At 38.0% G+C, this 19,035-nt stretch carries 16 protein-coding genes and 1 other annotated feature; of the genes, 13 read left to right on the top strand and 3 right to left on the bottom strand.

The features are described from left to right. Positions 1–25: 25 nt before the first annotated feature. A complete protein-coding gene (locus DK857_RS15125; RefSeq protein WP_109393527.1) occupies positions 26–1,390 on the top strand; it encodes an L-serine ammonia-lyase in 1,365 nt (454 codons plus the stop codon). A 364-nt stretch (positions 1,391–1,754) separates the two neighbouring features. Continuing rightward, positions 1,755–3,425, top strand: a complete 1,671-nt coding sequence (locus tag DK857_RS15120) for a formate--tetrahydrofolate ligase (RefSeq protein ID WP_109402606.1) — start codon at positions 1,755–1,757, stop codon at positions 3,423–3,425. A 150-nt stretch (positions 3,426–3,575) separates the two neighbouring features. Here the strand turns inward: DK857_RS15120 and DK857_RS15115 are convergent, their stop codons facing one another. Then, positions 3,576–4,778 carry a serine hydrolase gene (locus tag DK857_RS15115; protein WP_109393525.1) on the bottom strand — a complete coding sequence of 401 codons (1,203 nt, stop codon included), beginning with the start codon at positions 4,776–4,778 and terminating at the stop codon, positions 3,576–3,578. A gap of 157 nt (positions 4,779–4,935) precedes the next feature. Here DK857_RS15115 and DK857_RS15110 point away from each other — a divergent pair, with 157 nt between their 5' ends. Then, entirely contained in the window at positions 4,936–5,556 is a 621-nt protein-coding gene (locus DK857_RS15110) for a glutathione S-transferase family protein (protein WP_109393524.1), read from the top strand. A gap of 1 nt (position 5,557) precedes the next feature. Here DK857_RS15110 and DK857_RS15105 read toward each other — a convergent pair whose 3' ends face one another. Beyond that, on the bottom strand, positions 5,558–6,379 hold the full coding sequence (locus DK857_RS15105; protein ID WP_109393523.1) for an SDR family oxidoreductase: 822 nt from the start codon (positions 6,377–6,379) through the stop codon (positions 5,558–5,560). A 357-nt stretch (positions 6,380–6,736) separates the two neighbouring features. After that, positions 6,737–6,866 (top strand) — a sequence feature (His leader region). Positions 6,867–6,910: 44 nt separating this feature from the next. Between DK857_RS15105 and hisG the strand changes: the two genes are divergently transcribed. From hisG to hisIE, 8 genes are read left to right on the top strand one after another with little or no spacing between them, the layout of a single operon-like run. Further along, positions 6,911–7,810 (top strand): ATP phosphoribosyltransferase, encoded by a 900-nt coding sequence (hisG, locus tag DK857_RS15100; RefSeq protein WP_109393522.1) that lies wholly within the window; start codon positions 6,911–6,913, stop codon positions 7,808–7,810. Between the two features lie 6 nt (positions 7,811–7,816). Next, complete coding sequence (gene hisD, locus DK857_RS15095) at positions 7,817–9,145, top strand: histidinol dehydrogenase (RefSeq protein ID WP_109402605.1); 1,329 nt, start codon at positions 7,817–7,819, stop codon at positions 9,143–9,145. Then, positions 9,135–10,217 (top strand): histidinol-phosphate transaminase, encoded by a 1,083-nt coding sequence (gene hisC / locus DK857_RS15090; RefSeq protein WP_109402604.1) that lies wholly within the window; start codon positions 9,135–9,137, stop codon positions 10,215–10,217. Before hisD ends, hisC begins: the two co-directional genes overlap by 11 nt. A 49-nt stretch (positions 10,218–10,266) precedes the next feature. Further along, positions 10,267–11,334 (top strand): bifunctional histidinol-phosphatase/imidazoleglycerol-phosphate dehydratase HisB, encoded by a 1,068-nt coding sequence (gene hisB / locus DK857_RS15085; RefSeq protein WP_109393519.1) that lies wholly within the window; start codon positions 10,267–10,269, stop codon positions 11,332–11,334. Further along, positions 11,334–11,924 carry an imidazole glycerol phosphate synthase subunit HisH gene (gene hisH, locus DK857_RS15080; RefSeq protein ID WP_109402603.1) on the top strand — a complete coding sequence of 197 codons (591 nt, stop codon included), beginning with the start codon at positions 11,334–11,336 and terminating at the stop codon, positions 11,922–11,924. Before hisB ends, hisH begins: the two co-directional genes overlap by 1 nt. Before the next feature lie 6 nt (positions 11,925–11,930). Continuing rightward, entirely contained in the window at positions 11,931–12,668 is a 738-nt protein-coding gene (gene hisA, locus DK857_RS15075) for a 1-(5-phosphoribosyl)-5-[(5-phosphoribosylamino)methylideneamino]imidazole-4-carboxamide isomerase (RefSeq protein ID WP_109393517.1), read from the top strand. Further along, a complete protein-coding gene (gene hisF, locus DK857_RS15070) occupies positions 12,650–13,423 on the top strand; it encodes an imidazole glycerol phosphate synthase subunit HisF (protein ID WP_075672521.1) in 774 nt (257 codons plus the stop codon). Before hisA ends, hisF begins: the two co-directional genes overlap by 19 nt. Beyond that, positions 13,423–14,040 carry a bifunctional phosphoribosyl-AMP cyclohydrolase/phosphoribosyl-ATP diphosphatase HisIE gene (gene hisIE / locus DK857_RS15065; RefSeq protein WP_098943783.1) on the top strand — a complete coding sequence of 206 codons (618 nt, stop codon included), beginning with the start codon at positions 13,423–13,425 and terminating at the stop codon, positions 14,038–14,040. The genes hisF and hisIE overlap by 1 nt, the downstream gene beginning before the upstream one ends. Before the next feature lie 145 nt (positions 14,041–14,185). Here the strand turns inward: hisIE and yiaY are convergent, their stop codons facing one another. Beyond that, positions 14,186–15,337 carry an L-threonine dehydrogenase gene (gene yiaY, locus DK857_RS15060; protein ID WP_109393515.1) on the bottom strand — a complete coding sequence of 384 codons (1,152 nt, stop codon included), beginning with the start codon at positions 15,335–15,337 and terminating at the stop codon, positions 14,186–14,188. A gap of 313 nt (positions 15,338–15,650) precedes the next feature. Between yiaY and DK857_RS15055 the strand changes: the two genes are divergently transcribed. Beyond that, positions 15,651–16,148, top strand: coding sequence for a YbaK/prolyl-tRNA synthetase associated domain-containing protein (locus DK857_RS15055; protein ID WP_109393514.1), 498 nt, complete (start codon positions 15,651–15,653; stop codon positions 16,146–16,148). Between the two features lie 901 nt (positions 16,149–17,049). After that, on the top strand, positions 17,050–18,402 hold the full coding sequence (locus tag DK857_RS15050; protein ID WP_193528606.1) for a dicarboxylate/amino acid:cation symporter: 1,353 nt from the start codon (positions 17,050–17,052) through the stop codon (positions 18,400–18,402). Positions 18,403–19,035: the final 633 nt, after the last annotated feature.

The raw sequence follows: 19,035 nt of genomic DNA, 5'->3' as shown, positions 1-19,035 counted from the left end.
TAAATTAATTAGGGAGGCGAATATTATGGTTAGCGTCTTTGATATTTTTAAAATTGGTATCGGTCCTTCAAGCTCTCACACTGTAGGTCCAATGAAAGCAGGTAAGGAATTCGTTGATTTACTTGCTGAAAAAAATCTCCTCACTTCTGTTTCCCGCGTTATCGTTGATGTTTATGGCTCTTTATCTTTAACAGGTAAAGGTCACGCAACTGATATTGCTATTATTATGGGACTCGCAGGAAATTTACCTGATACTGTCGATATTGATTCTATCGCCCCGTTTATCAAACAAGTAGAAACAACCGGTCGCTTAATGCTGGCAAATGGCATAAAAGAAGTCGATTTTCCGGTTGAAGGCGGTATGAATTTTCATAAAACCAATCTACCCCTCCATGAAAATGGCATGACCATTACCGCTTATAACGGTGAACAGGTTTTATTGAAGAAAACCTACTATTCAATTGGTGGCGGTTTTATTGTTGATGAAGAGCATTTTGGTCAACCTGAAGAAAATGTGGTTCAAGTTCCTTATCCTTATCAATATGCGGCTGATTTACGTCGCCATTGCAAAGAAACAGGGCTTTCTTTATCTGCATTAGTGATGCAAAACGAATTAGCATTACGTAGTAAAGAAGAGATTTCGGCTCATTTCGCGGCTGTTTGGGAAGTAATGAAGTCAGGTATTGAGCGCGGTGTAAATACTGAAGGCTTATTACCGGGGCCTTTACGCGTACCTCGTCGTGCTTCTGCATTACGCCGTATGTTAGTAACCGAAGATAAAACCACAACCGATCCAATGACAGTTGTTGATTGGATTAACATGTTTGCCCTTGCTGTGAATGAAGAAAATGCAGCTGGTGGACGTGTTGTAACAGCACCAACAAACGGTGCTTGTGGCATTATTCCAGCAGTCTTATCTTACTATGATAAATTTATTCGCCCTGTGAATGAAAACTCTTACACCCGCTTTTTCTTAGTTGCTGGTGTTATTGGTTCACTTTACAAAATGAATGCATCTATCTCAGGTGCGGAAGTGGGTTGTCAAGGCGAAGTCGGTGTTGCTTGCTCAATGGCTGCAGGCGCATTAACTGAACTTTTAGGCGGTAGCCCAGAACAAGTTTGTATTGCGGCAGAAATTGCGATGGAGCATAACTTAGGACTTACCTGCGACCCAGTGGCAGGACAAGTACAAGTTCCTTGTATTGAACGTAATGCTATCGCAGCCGTACAAGCCGTAAACTCATCTCGTATGGCTTTACGTCGTGTCAGTGATCCTCGTATTTGTTTAGATAAAGTCATTGAAACAATGTACGAAACAGGTAAAGACATTAACGCTAAATATCGTGAAACCTCTCAAGGCGGATTAGCTATTAAAATTTCTTGTGACTAAACCTGAGAGTCTCAATACAGATATTTATGATAGATAAGGCGCTGATATCAGCGCCTTTTTTGTTTATTAATATCAATCTCAATACCCTTCTTTATTAATATCATCTTTTTTGTATGAGATTAAATTGTCATCCTTAGTTAAACTATGTTTTTTCAAAAAAGCAAAGCATCACTCAATAGTGATAATTTAAAGAAAAAGTAGGAGCTAACAACAAAAATTATTTAAATGGCATGACGATGAACGCGCTATCTAAAGTAAATAACTACAGATTAATCAATCTATTGGCCATATTTAGATTATTGTCTAAAGTTGATAAGTAAAGATCACTAGAGACATTAATAAGCGGGATAAAAAGAGAACTAAAATGAAATCAGATATTCAAATCTCCCAAGAAGCACACCTCTTACCTATTCAGGACATTGCTAAAAATTTAAATATTGATCAAGACGATATCGAGTTTTATGGCAAACACAAAGCCAAATTTAGCCACAGTATTTGGTCAAAAGTTACAACAAAAAAGCCCGGAAAGTTAGTTTTAGTTACAGCCATTAACCCAACACCTGCTGGTGAAGGTAAAACAACGGTCACTGTTGGATTAGGGCAAGCACTTAATCATCTTGGAAAGAATGCCATTATTGCACTTCGTGAACCCTCTTTAGGTCCTTGCTTTGGTATTAAAGGTGGTGCAACGGGAGGTGGTTATTCGCAAGTTGTTCCAATGGAAGATCTCAATCTTCATTTTACTGGCGATTTTCATGCTATAACCTCTGCCAATAACTTACTTGCAGCCATGCTTGATAATTCAATTTATCAAGGCAACCCTTTAAATATCGATCCTAAAAAAATCGTGTTTAAACGTTGTATGGATATGAACGATCGCGCTTTACGTAATATTGTTGTGGGATTAGGTGGCGAAAAAGACGGTATAACAAGAGAAGATAATTTTGTTATTACTGTTGCTTCTGAAATTATGTCTATCCTATGTTTGGCGATGGATATTGATGATTTAAAACAGAGACTTTCTCGCATCATTGTTGCCTATTCTTATAATGGTGATCCTGTTACAGCAAACGATCTGCAAGCTGTTGGAGCAATGGCAAGTTTATTAAAAGATGCAATTAATCCTAATTTAGTACAAACACTTGAAAATACGCCAGCCATTATTCATGGAGGCCCTTTCGCTAATATTGCTCATGGATGCAATAGCGTAAGAGCAACAAAATTGGCACTTCAACTTGCAGATATTACCGTAACAGAAGCCGGTTTTGGTGCCGACTTAGGTGCTGAAAAATTCTTTGATATAAAATGTAGGATCAGTGGATTACGCCCTGATTGTGCCGTCATTGTTGTAACCACTAAAGCGCTAAAATATAACGGTGGTTTAGGTAAAGGCGAATGGAATAATGAAGATCTAATTGCCCTTGAAAAAGGGATTGTGAATCTTGAAAAGCACATTGAAAACCTTAAAAAATATGGCTTACCGGTGATTGTCTCTCTTAACGCTTATGTCACTGATAGTATTGCAGAGCACAAGTTTATCGAACAATTTTGCCAAGATAGAGGTTGCCGATTTGCAATTACCAAAGTGTGGGAAAAAGGAGGCGAAGGTGGTATTGAATTAGCTAAGCAAGTGATTGATACACTTGAAAATGAACAGAGCCAATTTCAATTAATTTATCCTAATGATATCTCACTTAGCCAAAAAATCGATATCGTTGCCAAAGAAATTTATGGGGCAAATAGTGTGACCTATAGCCAACATGCTAGCAAAATGTTGGAAAAAATAGAAAGTATGGGCTTTTCTCATTTTCCTGTTTGTATGGCAAAAACTCAATATTCACTTTCAGATAACCCCACCTTATTGGGTCGCCCAACTGATTTTACAATCAACGTTCGTGAAGTATATGTTTCTGCTGGTGCTGGTTTTGTTGTCGCTTTAACAGGTTCTATCACAACAATGCCAGGATTACCGAAAACTCCTGCAGCTATTACTGTAAATGTTGATAATCAAGGTAAAATCGATGGGCTTATTTAAGTTCTAAACTAGAGATATTCCCTGACTTTATTGAATATAAAAAAATCCGTAATCATTAAATAATTACGGATTTTTTCTATAAAAATAACAACTAGTCTTTCTTTTTGGGTGAAAAACTCAGTAACGCTTTGATAGAACCATTATTGGGAATTAGCCAAAAATAGCATTAAACCAACCGGATACTGTTTTAACTACAAAATCCCAGATACGACTAAAGATCCCACCTTCTTCAACCGCTTCTTTTACAACCAATGGGCGCTGTTCAATCACTTCATCATTTAATAAAAAGTTAACTGTACCAACAACCTGATTTTGAGTTAACGGCGCTTCTAATACAGGATTGGTTAAAGTAAAAGAGGCTTTCAGGTTTTTCAATTCACCTTTAGGAATAGTAATTGAGGCATCATTAGCAACCCCTAACGCCACTTCGCCTTTATTGCCGTACCATACTTTTTGCGTTGTCAGTGGTGTATCTGCCTTTACTGGTGTTACCGTTTCAAAAAAACGGAAGCCCCAACCTAATAATTTTTCACTTTCAGCAAAACGCACTTTATCTGATGGTGTTCCTAAAACAACAGCAATTAAGCGCATGTCACCTTCCGTTGCCGAAGAAACAAGATTGTATCCTGCTCCATTGGTGTGACCTGTTTTCACGCCATCGACATTCATATTCTTATTCCACAATAAACGGTTACGATTTGGCTGACGAATATTGTTGAATGTAAATTCTTTTTCTTTATGAATTTCATACTCTGAAGGTACATCGCGGATCATGGCTACCGTGAGTAATGCCATATCCTGCGCAGTAGTATATTGTCCCTCAGAATCTAACCCATGAACGGTTTTAAAGTGTGTGTTTTTTAAACCGAGATTGTTAGCGTAGGAATTCATTAAATCAACAAAGGTTTCCTGACTACCTGCAACATGTTCTGCTAAAGCAATGCTGGCATCATTGCCTGATTGAATAACCATGCCTCGGTTTAAATCAATTACTTTGACCTGATCACCCGGTTTTAAGAACATCAATGACGATCCCTTTAATACCGGATTTCCTGTTGCCCATGCATTGCGCCCTACAATCACCGTATCGTCAGGTGACATACGGCCTTCTTTGATAGCTTGTCCAACAACATAGCTACTCATAATTTTTGTAAGACTGGCAGGATCTAAACGCTCATCAGGTTTTTCTGATGCCAGAATTTTTCCGCTGTTGTAATCCATTAATACATAAGATTTTGCCTCTATTTGAGGAGGCACTGGATTATTTACCGCAAATGAAGGACTAGAAATAATTAGCAGTAAACCCATTCCCGCGGTAACCTTACCCAGAACAGATGGAATATTTTTTTTCATTACCGATCACCCTTTTATATCAATTTGTTAAAGCTTTCCTACTATATGGCTTTCTGGAATAAGACGCCAACATTGATATACAGAGATTTATCTTATATTCATATTTAGCGCCCTATAGAGGGAAATTTTATTACTTATCGTGGTTTAGGAGACCTTTATGTTAAAAGTCTGGGGTAGAAAAAACTCATCTAACGTTAAAAAAGTTCTTTGGTGTTTAAAGGAACTAAATGTTCCTTACGAACAAATCGATGTTGGAGGCCCTTTTGGTGGACTCAATGAAGCAAATTATTTAGCTATGAATCCCAACGCTTCAATTCCAACCTTACAAGATGATGACTTTGCTTTATGGGAGTCTAACACCATTATTCGTTATTTATGTGCAAAATATGAAAATAACACACTCTATCCCATTGATCCTAAACAACGAGCAAATGTAGAAAAATGGATGGATTGGTCAAATGGCAGCCTATTTTCTCCCATTCAACAAATGATGATCATGATTGTTCGTACACCTAAAGAGCAACAAAACCCTGAGATTGTTAACGCATTGAAAGAGAAGCTTAATAAATTAATTAAAATTGCTGACGACCAACTTGCAAAAACCACTCACTTTGCAGGAGATTCATTCTCTCTTGCTGATATGGCGATCGCACCATTGGTCTATCCATGGTTAGAAGTTTGCAAAGATAGACCACACTTCCCTCACATTGAGCGTTGGTTTGCACAATTAAGTGAAAGACCTATTTTCCGTGATATCGTGCTACTGCCTGTAAATTAAGTTAATTCATTGGCATTTTGTCGGGATCTGGATAATGGTAATGAAATCCAAGATCTCGACAAATCTCCTGACCATCAATCTCTCGTATTAAAGGTTTCTCTTCCTCAACAAATTCTGGCGGAATAAGTTCGAGTTGATTTGATGCTCTTGAGTAAAAATCTTTCTTTTTAGGGTGAATTGGGGCGCATAAATTATATAAATGGCCACCTTCATTCTGCGCAAGAAGTTGTTCAACAGCAAAAATTACATCATCCAAGTGGACTAAATTAACGCATTGATGAGCGCCTTTGACCTGTTTTTTACCTGATAAAAAACGTCCTGCATGACGCCCCGGCCCGACTAATCCAGCTAATCGAAGAATATCAACTGTGGTCAACGGTAAACGATGTAGCCAATTCTCAACTTCTGCTAACATTTTGGCTGATTGTGTTTCTGGTCGAATATCCATTTCTTCCGTGATATTACCTGTTTGATTGCCATATACAGAAGTAGAGCTAATGTAAATAACTCTAGTAACATGGCGAGACATTGCGCTATCCACCAGCGTTTGAATGGCTTCAACATAATCATAACCACCACCAGCTGCACTTGGCGGTAACGTGATAATCAGGACGTCCGTTTCCATTAAGTAATCAAAATCATCTCTATCACATTCAATTGCGGGTGTTAAATTCACTAAACAGCAGTCAACGCCACTCATTCTTGCTGCTTCTACGCCATCTTCGGTGGTTTTAGTCCCTTTAACTTGATAGCCTGCATCACGCAACGCAACGGCAAGTGGTAAACCTAACCAACCTAATCCTACGATGGTTATTCGTTTCATTTTGCTCCCCTACTTAAATGGCTTAGTCAAAGTATGATATAAAATTTTCGTTTCGCCATTACTTATAAATACTACTTATATTTCGTAAACGTTTAGCATCTCCCTATATACTCGCCTACTTGTTCCATTAAGTAAATAAGAGAAATATTAAAATTACATTAAAAACAAAAGGTTACAAAATAATTAAATTATTATTAAAAAATAGGTTGCTTTCTGCTTTGTAAATCATGTAGGTTGAAAGGCAGACAAATTCTAAATGCAGGTTACTAAATACAGATTAACAGTAACGGGCATTATTAAATAACAAATAGTGTTATTAGCTAGGAAAATAATTATGTATAGCATTCAACTAAGCCACCATCATCACCATCACCCTGACTAGTCTTTCAGGCGATGAGTGCTGGAAGACGTTTAAGAAACGCTTCCGGTGGTCTGAATGCAGATAACAACTAAAACCCCGGAAGGCAACTTCCGGGGTTTTTTTATAGCTAATTTTCATCACAAAAATACGGACAATGATAGGGTAATATTATGTTAGATAAAGCAAGATTAAGAATCGCAATGCAAAAATCAGGACGTTTAAGCGATGATTCCCGTGCTCTTTTAGCGCGTTGTGGCATCAAAATTAACTTAAATCAACAGCGTCTGATTGCTTACGCTGAAAATATGCCAATCGATATTTTACGTGTTAGAGATGACGATATTCCGGGATTGGTAATGGATGGTGTTGTTGATTTAGGGATCATCGGTGAAAACGTTTTAGAAGAAGAATTATTAAAACGTCGTTCTCAAGGTGAAAACCCAAGTTACCTGACGCTACGCCGTCTTGATTTCGGTGGCTGCCGTTTATCTCTGGCAACCCCTGTCGATTTCGATTATCAAAGTGCGGAATGTTTAAATAATACTCGTATAGCAACCTCCTATCCAAATCTGCTCAAACGTTATTTAGATCAAAAAGGCATCAAGTTTAAATCGTGTTTATTAAATGGCTCTGTTGAAGTCGCACCTCGTGCAGGCCTTGCTGACTCTATCTGCGACTTAGTTTCTACTGGCGCAACATTAGAAGCGAATGGATTAAAAGAAGTTGAAGTGATTTATCGCTCAAAAGCATGCTTAATCCAACGCGATGGTGAAATGGAAGCTGATAAACAAGCACTTATCGACCGATTACTGACACGTATCCAAGGTGTTATTCAAGCTCGAGAATCAAAATACATAATGTTACACGCACCAAGTGATTGCCTTGATGATGTGATTGCATTACTTCCGGGAGCTGAAAGGCCGACTATTTTACCTCTGGCGGGTGACCAAAATCGTGTTGCAATGCACATGGTAAGTAGCGAAACCCTATTCTGGGAAACAATGGAAAAGCTAAAAGCATTAGGTGCAAGTTCAATTCTTGTTTTACCAATTGAAAAAATGATGGAATAAGGTGAAATGATGAAAACGGGTTTTAATACATTAACTTACTGGAATAAATGCACTAAAGAACAGCAACAAGTGCTATTAACTCGCCCTGCTATTTCTGCATCAGGTTCAATTACAGAACAAGTTGCTAGCATCATTTCACAGGTACGCAATGATGGGGATAAAGCGCTTAAAACACTTAGCCAAAAATTCGATAAGGCAGCGCCGGAAAGTGTTTTGGTGTCAAAATCGCAAATCGATGAAGCCTCATCAAGACTTGATAGCAAAATAAAACAGGCAATAGCACAAGCGATGAATAATATTCGTCGCTTTCATGAGGCGCAAATTCCTAACACTATTAACGTGGAAACGCAGCCCGGTGTATTTTGTCAGCAAGTCAGCAGGCCCATTGATGCAGTAGGGCTTTATATTCCCGGAGGTTCAGCGCCATTATTGTCAACGGTAATGATGTTAGGTATTCCAGCCCGTATTGCTGGTTGTCGTAAAGTTATTCTTTGCTCACCGCCCCCTATTGCTGATGAAATTTTATATATTGCTCAACAAATTGGTATTGATGAAATCTTCCAAGTCGGTGGCGCGCAGGCGATTGCAGCCATGGCATTTGGTACGGAATCTATTCCTAAAGTTGATAAAATTTTTGGCCCCGGTAATGCTTATGTAACTGAAGCAAAGCGCCAAGTAAGTCAATCGCTACAAGGTGCAGCAATCGATATGCCAGCGGGGCCATCTGAAGTGCTAGTGATTGCTGATGCAGACGCAAATCCTGCATTTATTGCTGCTGACTTACTTTCACAAGCTGAACATGGCCCTGATTCACAGGTTGTATTATTAACACCGGATGAAACACTCGCCAAAGCCGTTATAGCTGAAACTGAAACACAACTGGCACTATTAAGCCGTGCTGAAATAGCGAAACAAGCACTTGCAGAAAGCCGTGTCATTATTACTTGTGATCTCGACCAGTGTATTGAAATCAGTAACAGTTATGGCCCAGAACACTTAATTATTCAAACCAATGATGCTGATGCTCGTGTTGATAGCATTACCAGTGCTGGCTCTGTTTTCCTTGGTGCTTGGTCGCCTGAATCAGCAGGAGATTATGCTTCTGGTACTAATCACGTTCTGCCGACTTATGGTTATACAGCAACCTACTCAAGCTTGGGCTTAGCTGATTTTATGAAACGCATGACAGTACAGAAACTAACCGCACAGGGATTATCTGATTTGGCACAGACAATTGAAATATTAGCGCAAGCAGAACAACTCACCGCACACAAAAATGCAGTCACACTTCGTGTTAACGCTTTAGCTCAGGGGAAAAAGAGTGATGAAAACTGAATTTGATATCAATACACTTGCAAGAAAAAATGTACGTGAATTAACACCTTATCAGTCTGCTCGACGCTTAGGAGGAAATGGTTCTGTTTGGTTAAATGCAAATGAATACCCTCTTGCACCTGACTTTACTTTTAATGAAAAAAACTTAAACCGTTACCCTGAATGTCAGCCTGTTAACGTCATAAATCGTTACGCAAAATATGCAGGTGTAGAGAGTAATCAAGTCTTAGTGAGCCGTGGCGCAGATGAGGCGATTGAGCTCCTTATTCGTGCGTTTTGTGAACCGGGTAAAGACGCCGTGCTTTATTGCCCACCGACATATGGAATGTATAGCGTTAGTGCTGAAACCTTCGGTATAGAACAGCGTGTTGTCCCTACACTTGCTAATTGGAGTCCAGATGTCAAAGCCATCGCATCACAGCTTGATAATGTAAAACTTATCTATCTGTGCAGCCCTAACAACCCGACAGGAAATCTTGTTGATCCTTCGCTTATTCGTGATGTATTAGCGTTGGCTAAAGACAAAGCCATTGTTGCAGTAGATGAAGCCTATATTGAATTTTGCCCACAAGCATCAATTGTTTCATGGCTTGAAGATTATCCGAATTTAGTTATTTTGCGAACCTTATCGAAAGCTTTTGCTTTAGCAGGGCTTCGTTGTGGTTTTACGCTTGCCAACCCACCTGTCATTGAATTATTACTAAAAGTGATCGCACCATACCCACTTTCAACACCTGTTGCAGATATTGCTGCGCAAGCGCTTACAGATGCAGGTATTGAGATAATGAAAAAACGAGTGGCAGAAATTTCACGCAACAGAGCTATTTTATCTGATTCGTTAAAAAAACTGCCTAATGTTGAACAGGTTTATAACAGTGAAACCAACTATATTTTAGTGAAATTCACTGATGCGGCTCTAGTTTTCCGTACTTTATGGGAACGAGGGATTATTTTACGCGATCAACAGCGTCAATATGGGCTTAATGGCTGTTTGCGTATTTCTATCGGTACCGCAGAAGAATGTGATAGCGTGATTAATGCCATAAAAGATATTCAAACTGCAAACGTATAAAACATTAAAAACGATAACAACAAAAAATCGCAACTGAGGGATCTCAACCATGAGCCAAAAAATTCTTTTTATTGACCGTGATGGTACTTTAATCACTGAGCCACCAACAGATTACCAAGTTGATAGACTTGATAAACTCGCCTTTGAAAATGGCGTGATCCCCGCACTTACTGCTCTGCAAAAAGCGGGTTATAAACTCATTATGATCACAAATCAGGACGGATTAGGCACAGAAAGTTTTCCTCAAGCAGATTTCGATCCGCCTCATAATTTAATGATGCAAATTTTTTCATCTCAAGGGATCTCATTTGATGATGTTTTAATTTGTCCTCATAAACCTGAAGACAACTGCCCTTGTCGCAAACCAGAAACAGGGCTTGTCACCCAGTATTTAGTTGATGGCGCACTAGATAAAAATAATAGCTATGTCATTGGCGATAGACAAACTGATATTCAGTTAGCTGAAAATATAGGTATCAAAGGCCTGCTTTATAATGCCAATGAGCTTAACTGGGCTGTTATCACAGAGCAGCTAACGAAAAAAGATCGCTATGCCAAAGTTGAGCGAAAAACTAAAGAAACACAAATTGCGATCGATGTTTGGCTTGATCGTGAAGGTGATAGCCAGATCAGCACTGGTGTCGGTTTCTTTGATCACATGCTTGATCAAATTGCCACACACGGTGGCTTTCGTATGAACATCAACGTTAAAGGTGACTTAGTTATTGATGATCACCATACGGTGGAAGACACTGGCCTTGCTTTGGGTGAAGCATTACGTGAAGCATTAGGTGATAAACGAGGTATTGCTCGTTTCGGTTTTACATTACCAATGGATGAATGTCTTGCAAGTTGTGCGTTAGATATTTCTGGTCGTCCACATCTTGAATACAAAGCCGAATTTAAATATCAACGTGTCGGTGATTTAAGTACAGAGATGATTGAACACTTTTTCCGTTCACTCTCTTACACCATGGGATGCACATTACACCTGAAATCGAAAGGCAAAAACGATCACCATAAAGCTGAAAGCTTATTTAAAGTCTTTGGCCGTACATTACGCCAAGCCATTCGTGTCGAAGGCAATACATTACCAAGTTCAAAAGGTGTTCTGTGATGAAAGTGGTTATTCTTGATACGGGTTGTGCCAATTTAGCCTCTGTCGCTTACGCCGTTAAGCGACTTGGCTATGATCCAATTATTTCCTATGAAAAAAATATTGTGTTATCTGCGGATAAACTCTTTTTACCCGGTGTAGGAACAGCTAAAGCCGCGATGGAACAACTCAAAGCACGCGAGCTAATTCCTTTAATTAAAGCGTTAACTCAACCTGTTTTAGGGATCTGTTTGGGTATGCAAATTTTAGCCTCACTAAGTGAAGAAGGAAAAGGTATTCCTTTATTAGGTTTAGTTGATGGCACCATAGATAAGCTTGATACGGCAGGATTACCATTACCTCATATGGGTTGGAACCAAGTGTTAGCAAAACCAGGACATCCTCTTTTTCGTGATCTGGGTGATGATGCTTGGTTCTATTTTGTTCATAGCTACGCTTTAGCACTCAATGAATCAACGATTGCTGAAACTGAATACGGCTCGCGTTTTAGTAGTGCAATTCAAAAAGATAATTTTTATGGAGTGCAATTTCACCCAGAGCGTTCAGGAAAAGCTGGTGCTCAACTTATCAAGAACTTTTTGGAGATGTAACCCGTTATGATTATTCCAGCATTAGATTTAATTGATGGAAAAGTAGTTCGTTTACATCAGGGTGATTATGCAAAACAGCGTGATTATGATGATAATCCACTGACTCGCTACCAACAATATGAGAAAGATGGCGCAAAATTACTTCACTTAGTGGATTTAACAGGTGCAAAAGATCCTTCAGCTCGCCAAATTCCGTTGTTAAAAGAGCTTGTTGCTTGTGTCACTGTTCCAGTACAAGTGGGTGGTGGCATTCGCACAGAAGATGATGTGAAATCACTACTCGATGCTGGGGCAAGTCGAGTTGTTATTGGCTCAACCGCAGTCAGCCAACCTGAAATGGTAAAAACATGGTTTAAGCGTTATGGTGCAGATGCCATTGTGTTAGCCCTCGATGTTCGTATTGATAAACAAGGTAAAAAATGGGTAGCCGTGAGTGGCTGGCAAGAGAACTCCCCCTATACTCTTGAAGAGATCATCGAACTTTATCAAAGTGTCGGATTAAAACATGTGTTGTGTACCGATATCTCTCGTGATGGCACATTAGCCGGTTCTAATGTCGAACTGTATAAAGAAATTAGCCAACGTTTTCCCGATATTTTATTCCAAGCATCGGGCGGTATTGGTGATTTACAAGATATCGCAGCTCTTCCAGCATCAGGTGTTGCTGGTATTATTGTTGGTAGAGCATTATTAGAAGGTAAATTTACATTAAAAGAGGCGATATCATGTTGGCAAAACGCATAATTCCTTGTCTTGATGTCCGAGATGGACAAGTTGTTAAAGGTGTTCAATTTCGTAATCATGAAATCATTGGTGATATTGTTCCTCTCGCTGAACGCTATGCTAAAGAAGGTGCGGATGAACTGGTATTTTATGATATTACAGCATCTTCTGATGGTCGTGTTGTTGATAAAAGCTGGGTATCGCGTGTCGCTGAAGTGATTGATATTCCTTTTTGTGTTGCTGGTGGTATTCGCTCTGTTGAAGATGCAGGGAAAATTCTCTCATTTGGTGCAGATAAAATTTCAATTAACTCCCCTGCACTTTCCGATCCTTCACTGATATCTCGTTTAGCAGATCGCTACGGTGTGCAGTGTGTTGTTGTGGGTATTGACACTTGGTTTGATGAAAAAACCGGTGAATATTTAGTTTATCAATTCACTGGCGATGAAAAACGAACACAACAAACGCACTGGAAAACCCTCGATTGGGTACGTGAAGTTCAGAAGCTAGGCGCGGGTGAAATTGTTTTAAATATGATGAACCAAGACGGCGTGAGACAAGGTTATGACCTAAAACAACTTGCTCTAGTACGCCAAGTTGCAGATGTTCCTATTATCGCATCAGGGGGAGCTGGCGAAATGTCACACTTTCTTGATGCATTTAAACTAGCCAATGTTGATGGCGCTCTTGCAGCCTCTGTTTTTCATAAACAAATAATTAATATCAACGAATTAAAACAGTATCTTGCAAAGAATGACGTTAAGGTAAGAATATAATGAATAATGAAACATTAGCGCAATTAGATTGGGAAAAAGTCGATAACCTCATGCCTGTGGTTATCCAAAATGCCATTTCAGGCGATGTATTAATGCTAGGTTATATGAATAAAGAAGCATTAAATGTCACCCTAGAAAGTGGAAATGTTACCTTCTATTCACGTACTAAACAGCGTTTATGGACAAAAGGTGAAACCTCAGGCAACTTCCTAAAGTTAGTCAATATTTATCCTGACTGTGATAACGATACTTTACTTATTTTAGCTAATCCTATCGGCCCTACTTGCCATAACGGCACTGAAAGTTGTTTTGCCCCAGCACAAAGCCAATGGGGATTTCTCTATGAACTTGAGAATTTATTACGTGACCGCAAAAATGCCTCACCAGATAGCTCTTATACTGCCCGCCTTTATGCCAGTGGTACAAAACGTATAGCCCAAAAAGTGGGAGAAGAAGGTGTAGAAACCGCGTTAGCTGCCACTGTTAATGACCGAGAAGAGCTAAAGAATGAAGCCTCAGATTTGCTCTATCACTTAATGGTGCTATTACAAGATCAATCACTATCACTCTCTGATGTAATAGGTTGCCTGCAAGAGCGCCATAAAAAAGCCGAATAATTTCCAGTTAATCAACATCCTCTAGAGCTACCAGACGAAAAAGCGATACATAAAAAAAAAGCACCTCATGAGAAATTCGGAGGTGCTTTTATTACGCAGTAAGACATAAAATAACAAGTATCTGTTATTATTTATTTCTTAAGCATTACATTGCTTGGCGGAATAACTCTATAACATCACTTTCAGAACCCTGAACTGGGTTAGTGATTGCACAAGCATCTTTCAACGCATTTTCAGCTAATGTTTTGAAGTCATCTTCTTTCACGCCTAATTCTTTCAGGCCTGCAGGAATACCGACATCTTTAGCCATTTTGCGAATTTCTTCGATACACGCTTTAGCACCTTGCTCATCGCTCATTGCAGAAACATCAACACCCATTGCTTGTGCGATATCTTTTAAACGACCTGCGGCTGCTTGAATGTTATAAGCTTGAACATGAGGTAATAAAACCGCATTACACACACCATGAGGTAAGTTATAGAAACCACCTAATTGGTGAGCCATAGCATGCACATAACCTAAAGAAGCATTATTAAATGCCATACCTGCTAAGAACTGAGCGTAAGCCATGTTTTCACGAGCTTGTGCATCACCGCCATTATCAACAACTTTACGTAAAGATTCGCTGATCATAGTGACTGCTTTTAATGCACACGCATCAGTAATTGGGTTTGCAGCAATTGAAACATACGCTTCAACCGCATGAGTTAATGCATCCATACCTGTTGCAGCGGTTAAACCTTTTGGCATACCAATCATTAATTCTGAATCATTTACAGATAAGAGTGGTGTAACGTTTTTATCAACGATAGCCATTTTGATATGACGCGCAGTATCTGTGATGATACAAAAACGTGTCATTTCTGATGCTGTACCTGCTGTGGTATTAATAGAAATAAGTGGTAATTGAGGTTTTTCAGAGCGGTCAACACCTTCATAATCCGCAATTTTTCCACCGTTAGAAGCGACTAACGCAATGCCCTTTGCGCAGTCATGTGGAGAACCACCACCTAAAGAAATTACACAATCACATTGATTTTCTTTCAGCAGAGCTAAACCCGCTTCTACGTTTTCAACAGTAGGGTTTGGTGCAGTTCCGTCATAAGTTACGCTAGAAATACCAGCTTCTGTCAGTAACTTACTGACTTTATCAACAACACCCAGTTGATTTAAAATGCTATCAGTGACGATCAACGCTTTATGAAAACCGAAGTCTTTCATTGAACTTACAGCATCAGCAAGGCAACCAGCACCAATTTTATTTACAGAAGGGATATAGAATGTTGAAACTGCCATTATTGACTTCCTTTTTAGTAATTAAATCTACGTTTTAATATGTTCTATTCTTTTTGTTCTTAAATTGATCATCATCAAAATAATGAATAAATATCAATTTGTTTATCATGTTAGTACAGGTAATTAAATAAAGAAGTCCAATTACCCTATTAATTCAATAGGATAATACTATTAACATATTATCATTTGTAACAAAATAATTTGAAAAGCTTATCAAAATAATCAAAACCAGCCGTGAACATCACAGCAGAATATTTTTTTTAAAGTCGTATAATGACCCTAAATAAATAACTTATTAAATCAGGAGTCATTGATGTCTTTGACTATTTTTGAGCAACTTACTACTTTATTAGATAACAACCACGCTACTTATCGTGTAATGGAACACCCTACCGCAGGTCGTTCTGAGGAAGTTGCAAAAATCAGAGGAACACAATTAGGACAGGGAGCAAAAGGACTTGTTTGCCATATAAAAGGTAACGGTATTAAACAACATGTTCTTGCAATATTACCCGCCGATAAACAAGCCGATCTATCAAAACTTGCTCACCAAATTGGTGGAACAAGGGCATCTCTAGCAAGCCCTAAAGAAGTGGATGATCTTACTCAATGCGTATTTGGTGCCATCCCTCCTTTTAGTTTCCACCCTTCATTAAAACTTGTGGCTGACCCTCTACTTTTTGAACGTTTTGATGAACTTGCTTTTAATGCGGGTACATTAGAGCGCTCAATTATTCTTAATACGCAAGATTACAAACGTATTGCACAACCTGAATTAATCTCTTTTATCCGAGATGAAGAAAACGAGTAATAAAAGAGCTCATTTATTATTCACAATTACCCTGACCATAAATTTAACTAAGGGTAATTGTTATCATGGCAGTTATTATTATGTTTTTTTCTTATTGATTCTCCTCTGCTTACTCCTATAATTTATCGAATTCATAGATGAGAAATAAGGTTTTGAATAAATTAAAAGAGCTAATAACAAACCAATATTCTCTAAAACTTTTCTTTTTTTAAATATTAGTTCGTGAGTTCTATCATAATAATTGTTAGTAGTATTGTTCTTTTTTATCTTGTTGTTGTGCCACTTATTCAAATCGAAGTACTTTCTTTATATATCGCTATTTATTTTGTTGCATTTGCTTTAACAATAAAAATTCTGTTTTCTGCGATTATGGTACTTCGTTTTTATCTTAGTGAGAGATACTTCAGAATTTCCCTCGATACTCACCTTTATTATTGTTCTTTCTGAATGCTTATTTGTTTGTTGGCTAGAGTTTGTTTATATTGAGGAGTTTATCAGTGGTTCATTTTTCCCGTAACAACAAATGTAATAAAAACAAGTAATTGTAACCCCCCTCTCCCGACCTCTTCTTATCCATATTTTTTTACATTTAAATCATTTTATTCACCAAAAAACAAAGCTAAAAACACATAATTTTAAAGAAATATAATGAATTAAAACAAATCATAATTTCATTAACCTATTGATTTAAGAAAAATAAATTTCACAAATAACGATAAATTGAAATTAAATCTAATTTTTTAGATGAAGAGCACAATATTTGATAAAATCAACTTTATTTTATTGACCTGATTTACGCATACCTTTAAGTTACCTATCACAACAAAATAAATGTAAATAATAATTTACATCATAATTTCTTTTTTATTTAGTCAATATCTTTCAGTTACAGGGAATTTTTATGCAGACTTCATCCCGCAAGCTCCCCTTTTATCGTGTGTTATATATCCAAGTTATTATTGCTATCATTTTCGGTATTCTATTAGGACATTTTTACCCTGATATTGGTGAGTCATTCAAACCTTTGGGTGATGGATTTATCAAAATAGTAAAAATGATCATCGCACCTGTTATCTTTCTAACCGTAGTGACAGGCATTGCTGGTATGAGCAATATGAAAGCCGTTGGAAAAGTAGCGGGTAAATCGATGATTTACTTTCTCACATTTTCTACGATTGCGCTCATCATTGGATTAATCACTGCCAATGTTATTCGTCCTGGTGATGGTTTAAATATCTCACCTGAATCATTAGATAGTAGCCGAGTAGAAATGTATGTCACACAGGCACATAACTCTTCTCTTATTGATTTTTTCATGAATATCATCCCTGATACCATCGTTAGCCCACTAGTAAACGGTAATATCTTACAAGTGCTGTTTGTTTCTGTGGTTTTTGGTTTGGCGTTGGCGTCAATAGGCTCACGAGGCGAACCTGTATTAAAATTCTTACAGCACCTTTGTGACCCCGTCTTTAAGATGGTTGGTATGCTAATGAAATTAGCACCAATTGGTGCCTTTGGCGCAATGGCTTTTACAATAGGCAAATATGGTATTTCTTCCATTGGCAATTTAATGTTGTTGGTAATTACTTTTTATTTAACAGCATTACTTTTTGTGTTAGTGGTTTTGGGTGCGGTTGCTAAATATAATGGCTTTTCTATCCTCTCTTTAATTAAGTACATAAAAGATGAGCTCTGGCTTGTATTAGGTACTTCTTCATCTGAAGCAGCATTACCCACATTAATGAGTAAAATGGAGCAACTTGGCTGTAAAAAATCAGTCGTCGGCTTAGTTATTCCTACTGGTTATTCCTTTAATTTAGATGGTACTAATATTTATATGACTATGGCAGCCCTGTTTATTGCGCAAGCAACGGGCGTGGATTTGTCATTAACTGAACAAATTACATTACTCTTTGTTGCCATGATTAGCTCAAAAGGCGCGGCAGGTGTGACTGGTGCTGGTTTTATTACTTTAGCGGCGACCTTATCGGTTGTGCCTAGCGTTCCCGTTGCAGGTATGGCGCTAATCCTTGGTATCGACCGTTTTATGTCAGAATGTCGTGCATTAACCAATCTTGTCGGTAATGCTTGCGCCTGTATTGTTGTTGCTCGTTGGGAAAATGCCTTAGATAAAGAGAGAATGAATGATGTTTTTAGTGGGAATATATCCAAAGAGGCTCACTTAGATAGTGATTTTACATCAGATAAAATAAATGAAAAAACACATTATATAAAAGCATCTGAACAATAGTTTTTATATTTCGCAATAAAAAACAAATAAAAAGAGAGTATTTAAGCACTCTCTTTTTATTAAATAATCGCCGTATACTTTTCCAATGATTTGACTGTCATAGGTAAACTTTGTCGTAATAGAGATTCAAAATATTACTGTATATTCATTGTTGGCTTTTTCATATTTTTTCTTTGGGTAAAACTAATCCATCAATAAGCTCTTCATAACCATTTATCATTGCACTTGGTATTGCTTTATCCATTAGCGTAGCAATATGTTCTATTTGTTTTGATGTTAAGTCAGGTCTATTATTAAAAGATTACGTTGCCATTCATTATGAATAGTTTCAGTCTATTGTGGTTGATAGAGTTCTGCTATCCCTAAACGTATTAATAAACCTCGTAATAATGATGGATATAAAACACATGCATCTAATATGACAGGATAAGGAGAATGATTCATTAATATAATTCTAAATAGATATTACTGAGCTTATTAAACAACGATAATCATTAACTAAAATAAAAGCTATAATCATAACCACCCGTAAAACGGGTGGTTTGCTCTTGCCCTATAAGGGCTTATTACCGACTGCGCCTAAATGACGCTGCTTTCTCTTCGTTCAAGCTAAGTGTCTTTGCTACTTTGGCT

Source organism: Proteus terrae, from assembly GCF_003144325.1.
Lineage (GTDB): Bacteria > Pseudomonadota > Gammaproteobacteria > Enterobacterales > Enterobacteriaceae > Proteus > Proteus terrae.
The sequence above is the reverse complement of the archived record's forward strand: the minus strand, read 5'-3'. Positions and strand labels throughout refer to the sequence as shown.

What these genes read in the sequence shown, in the direction of transcription:
- DK857_RS15125 (WP_109393527.1), top strand. Translation starts at nt 26, where the DNA reads ATGGTTAGCGTCTTTGATATTTTTAAAATTGGTATCGGTCCTTCAAGC.
- hisH (WP_109402603.1), top strand. Translation starts at nt 11,334, where the DNA reads ATGAAAGTGGTTATTCTTGATACGGGTTGTGCCAATTTAGCCTCTGTC.
- hisA (WP_109393517.1), top strand. Translation starts at nt 11,931, where the DNA reads ATGATTATTCCAGCATTAGATTTAATTGATGGAAAAGTAGTTCGTTTA.
- DK857_RS15105 (WP_109393523.1), bottom strand. Translation starts at nt 6,379, where the DNA reads ATGAAACGAATAACCATCGTAGGATTAGGTTGGTTAGGTTTACCACTT.
- hisIE (WP_098943783.1), top strand. Translation starts at nt 13,423, where the DNA reads ATGAATAATGAAACATTAGCGCAATTAGATTGGGAAAAAGTCGATAAC.
- hisC (WP_109402604.1), top strand. Translation starts at nt 9,135, where the DNA reads ATGAAAACTGAATTTGATATCAATACACTTGCAAGAAAAAATGTACGT.
- hisF (WP_075672521.1), top strand. Translation starts at nt 12,650, where the DNA reads ATGTTGGCAAAACGCATAATTCCTTGTCTTGATGTCCGAGATGGACAA.
- DK857_RS15050 (WP_193528606.1), top strand. Translation starts at nt 17,050, where the DNA reads ATGCAGACTTCATCCCGCAAGCTCCCCTTTTATCGTGTGTTATATATC.
- hisG (WP_109393522.1), top strand. Translation starts at nt 6,911, where the DNA reads ATGTTAGATAAAGCAAGATTAAGAATCGCAATGCAAAAATCAGGACGT.
- DK857_RS15115 (WP_109393525.1), bottom strand. Translation starts at nt 4,778, where the DNA reads ATGAAAAAAAATATTCCATCTGTTCTGGGTAAGGTTACCGCGGGAATG.
- hisD (WP_109402605.1), top strand. Translation starts at nt 7,817, where the DNA reads ATGATGAAAACGGGTTTTAATACATTAACTTACTGGAATAAATGCACT.
- DK857_RS15055 (WP_109393514.1), top strand. Translation starts at nt 15,651, where the DNA reads ATGTCTTTGACTATTTTTGAGCAACTTACTACTTTATTAGATAACAAC.
- yiaY (WP_109393515.1), bottom strand. Translation starts at nt 15,337, where the DNA reads ATGGCAGTTTCAACATTCTATATCCCTTCTGTAAATAAAATTGGTGCT.
- DK857_RS15110 (WP_109393524.1), top strand. Translation starts at nt 4,936, where the DNA reads ATGTTAAAAGTCTGGGGTAGAAAAAACTCATCTAACGTTAAAAAAGTT.
- DK857_RS15120 (WP_109402606.1), top strand. Translation starts at nt 1,755, where the DNA reads ATGAAATCAGATATTCAAATCTCCCAAGAAGCACACCTCTTACCTATT.
- hisB (WP_109393519.1), top strand. Translation starts at nt 10,267, where the DNA reads ATGAGCCAAAAAATTCTTTTTATTGACCGTGATGGTACTTTAATCACT.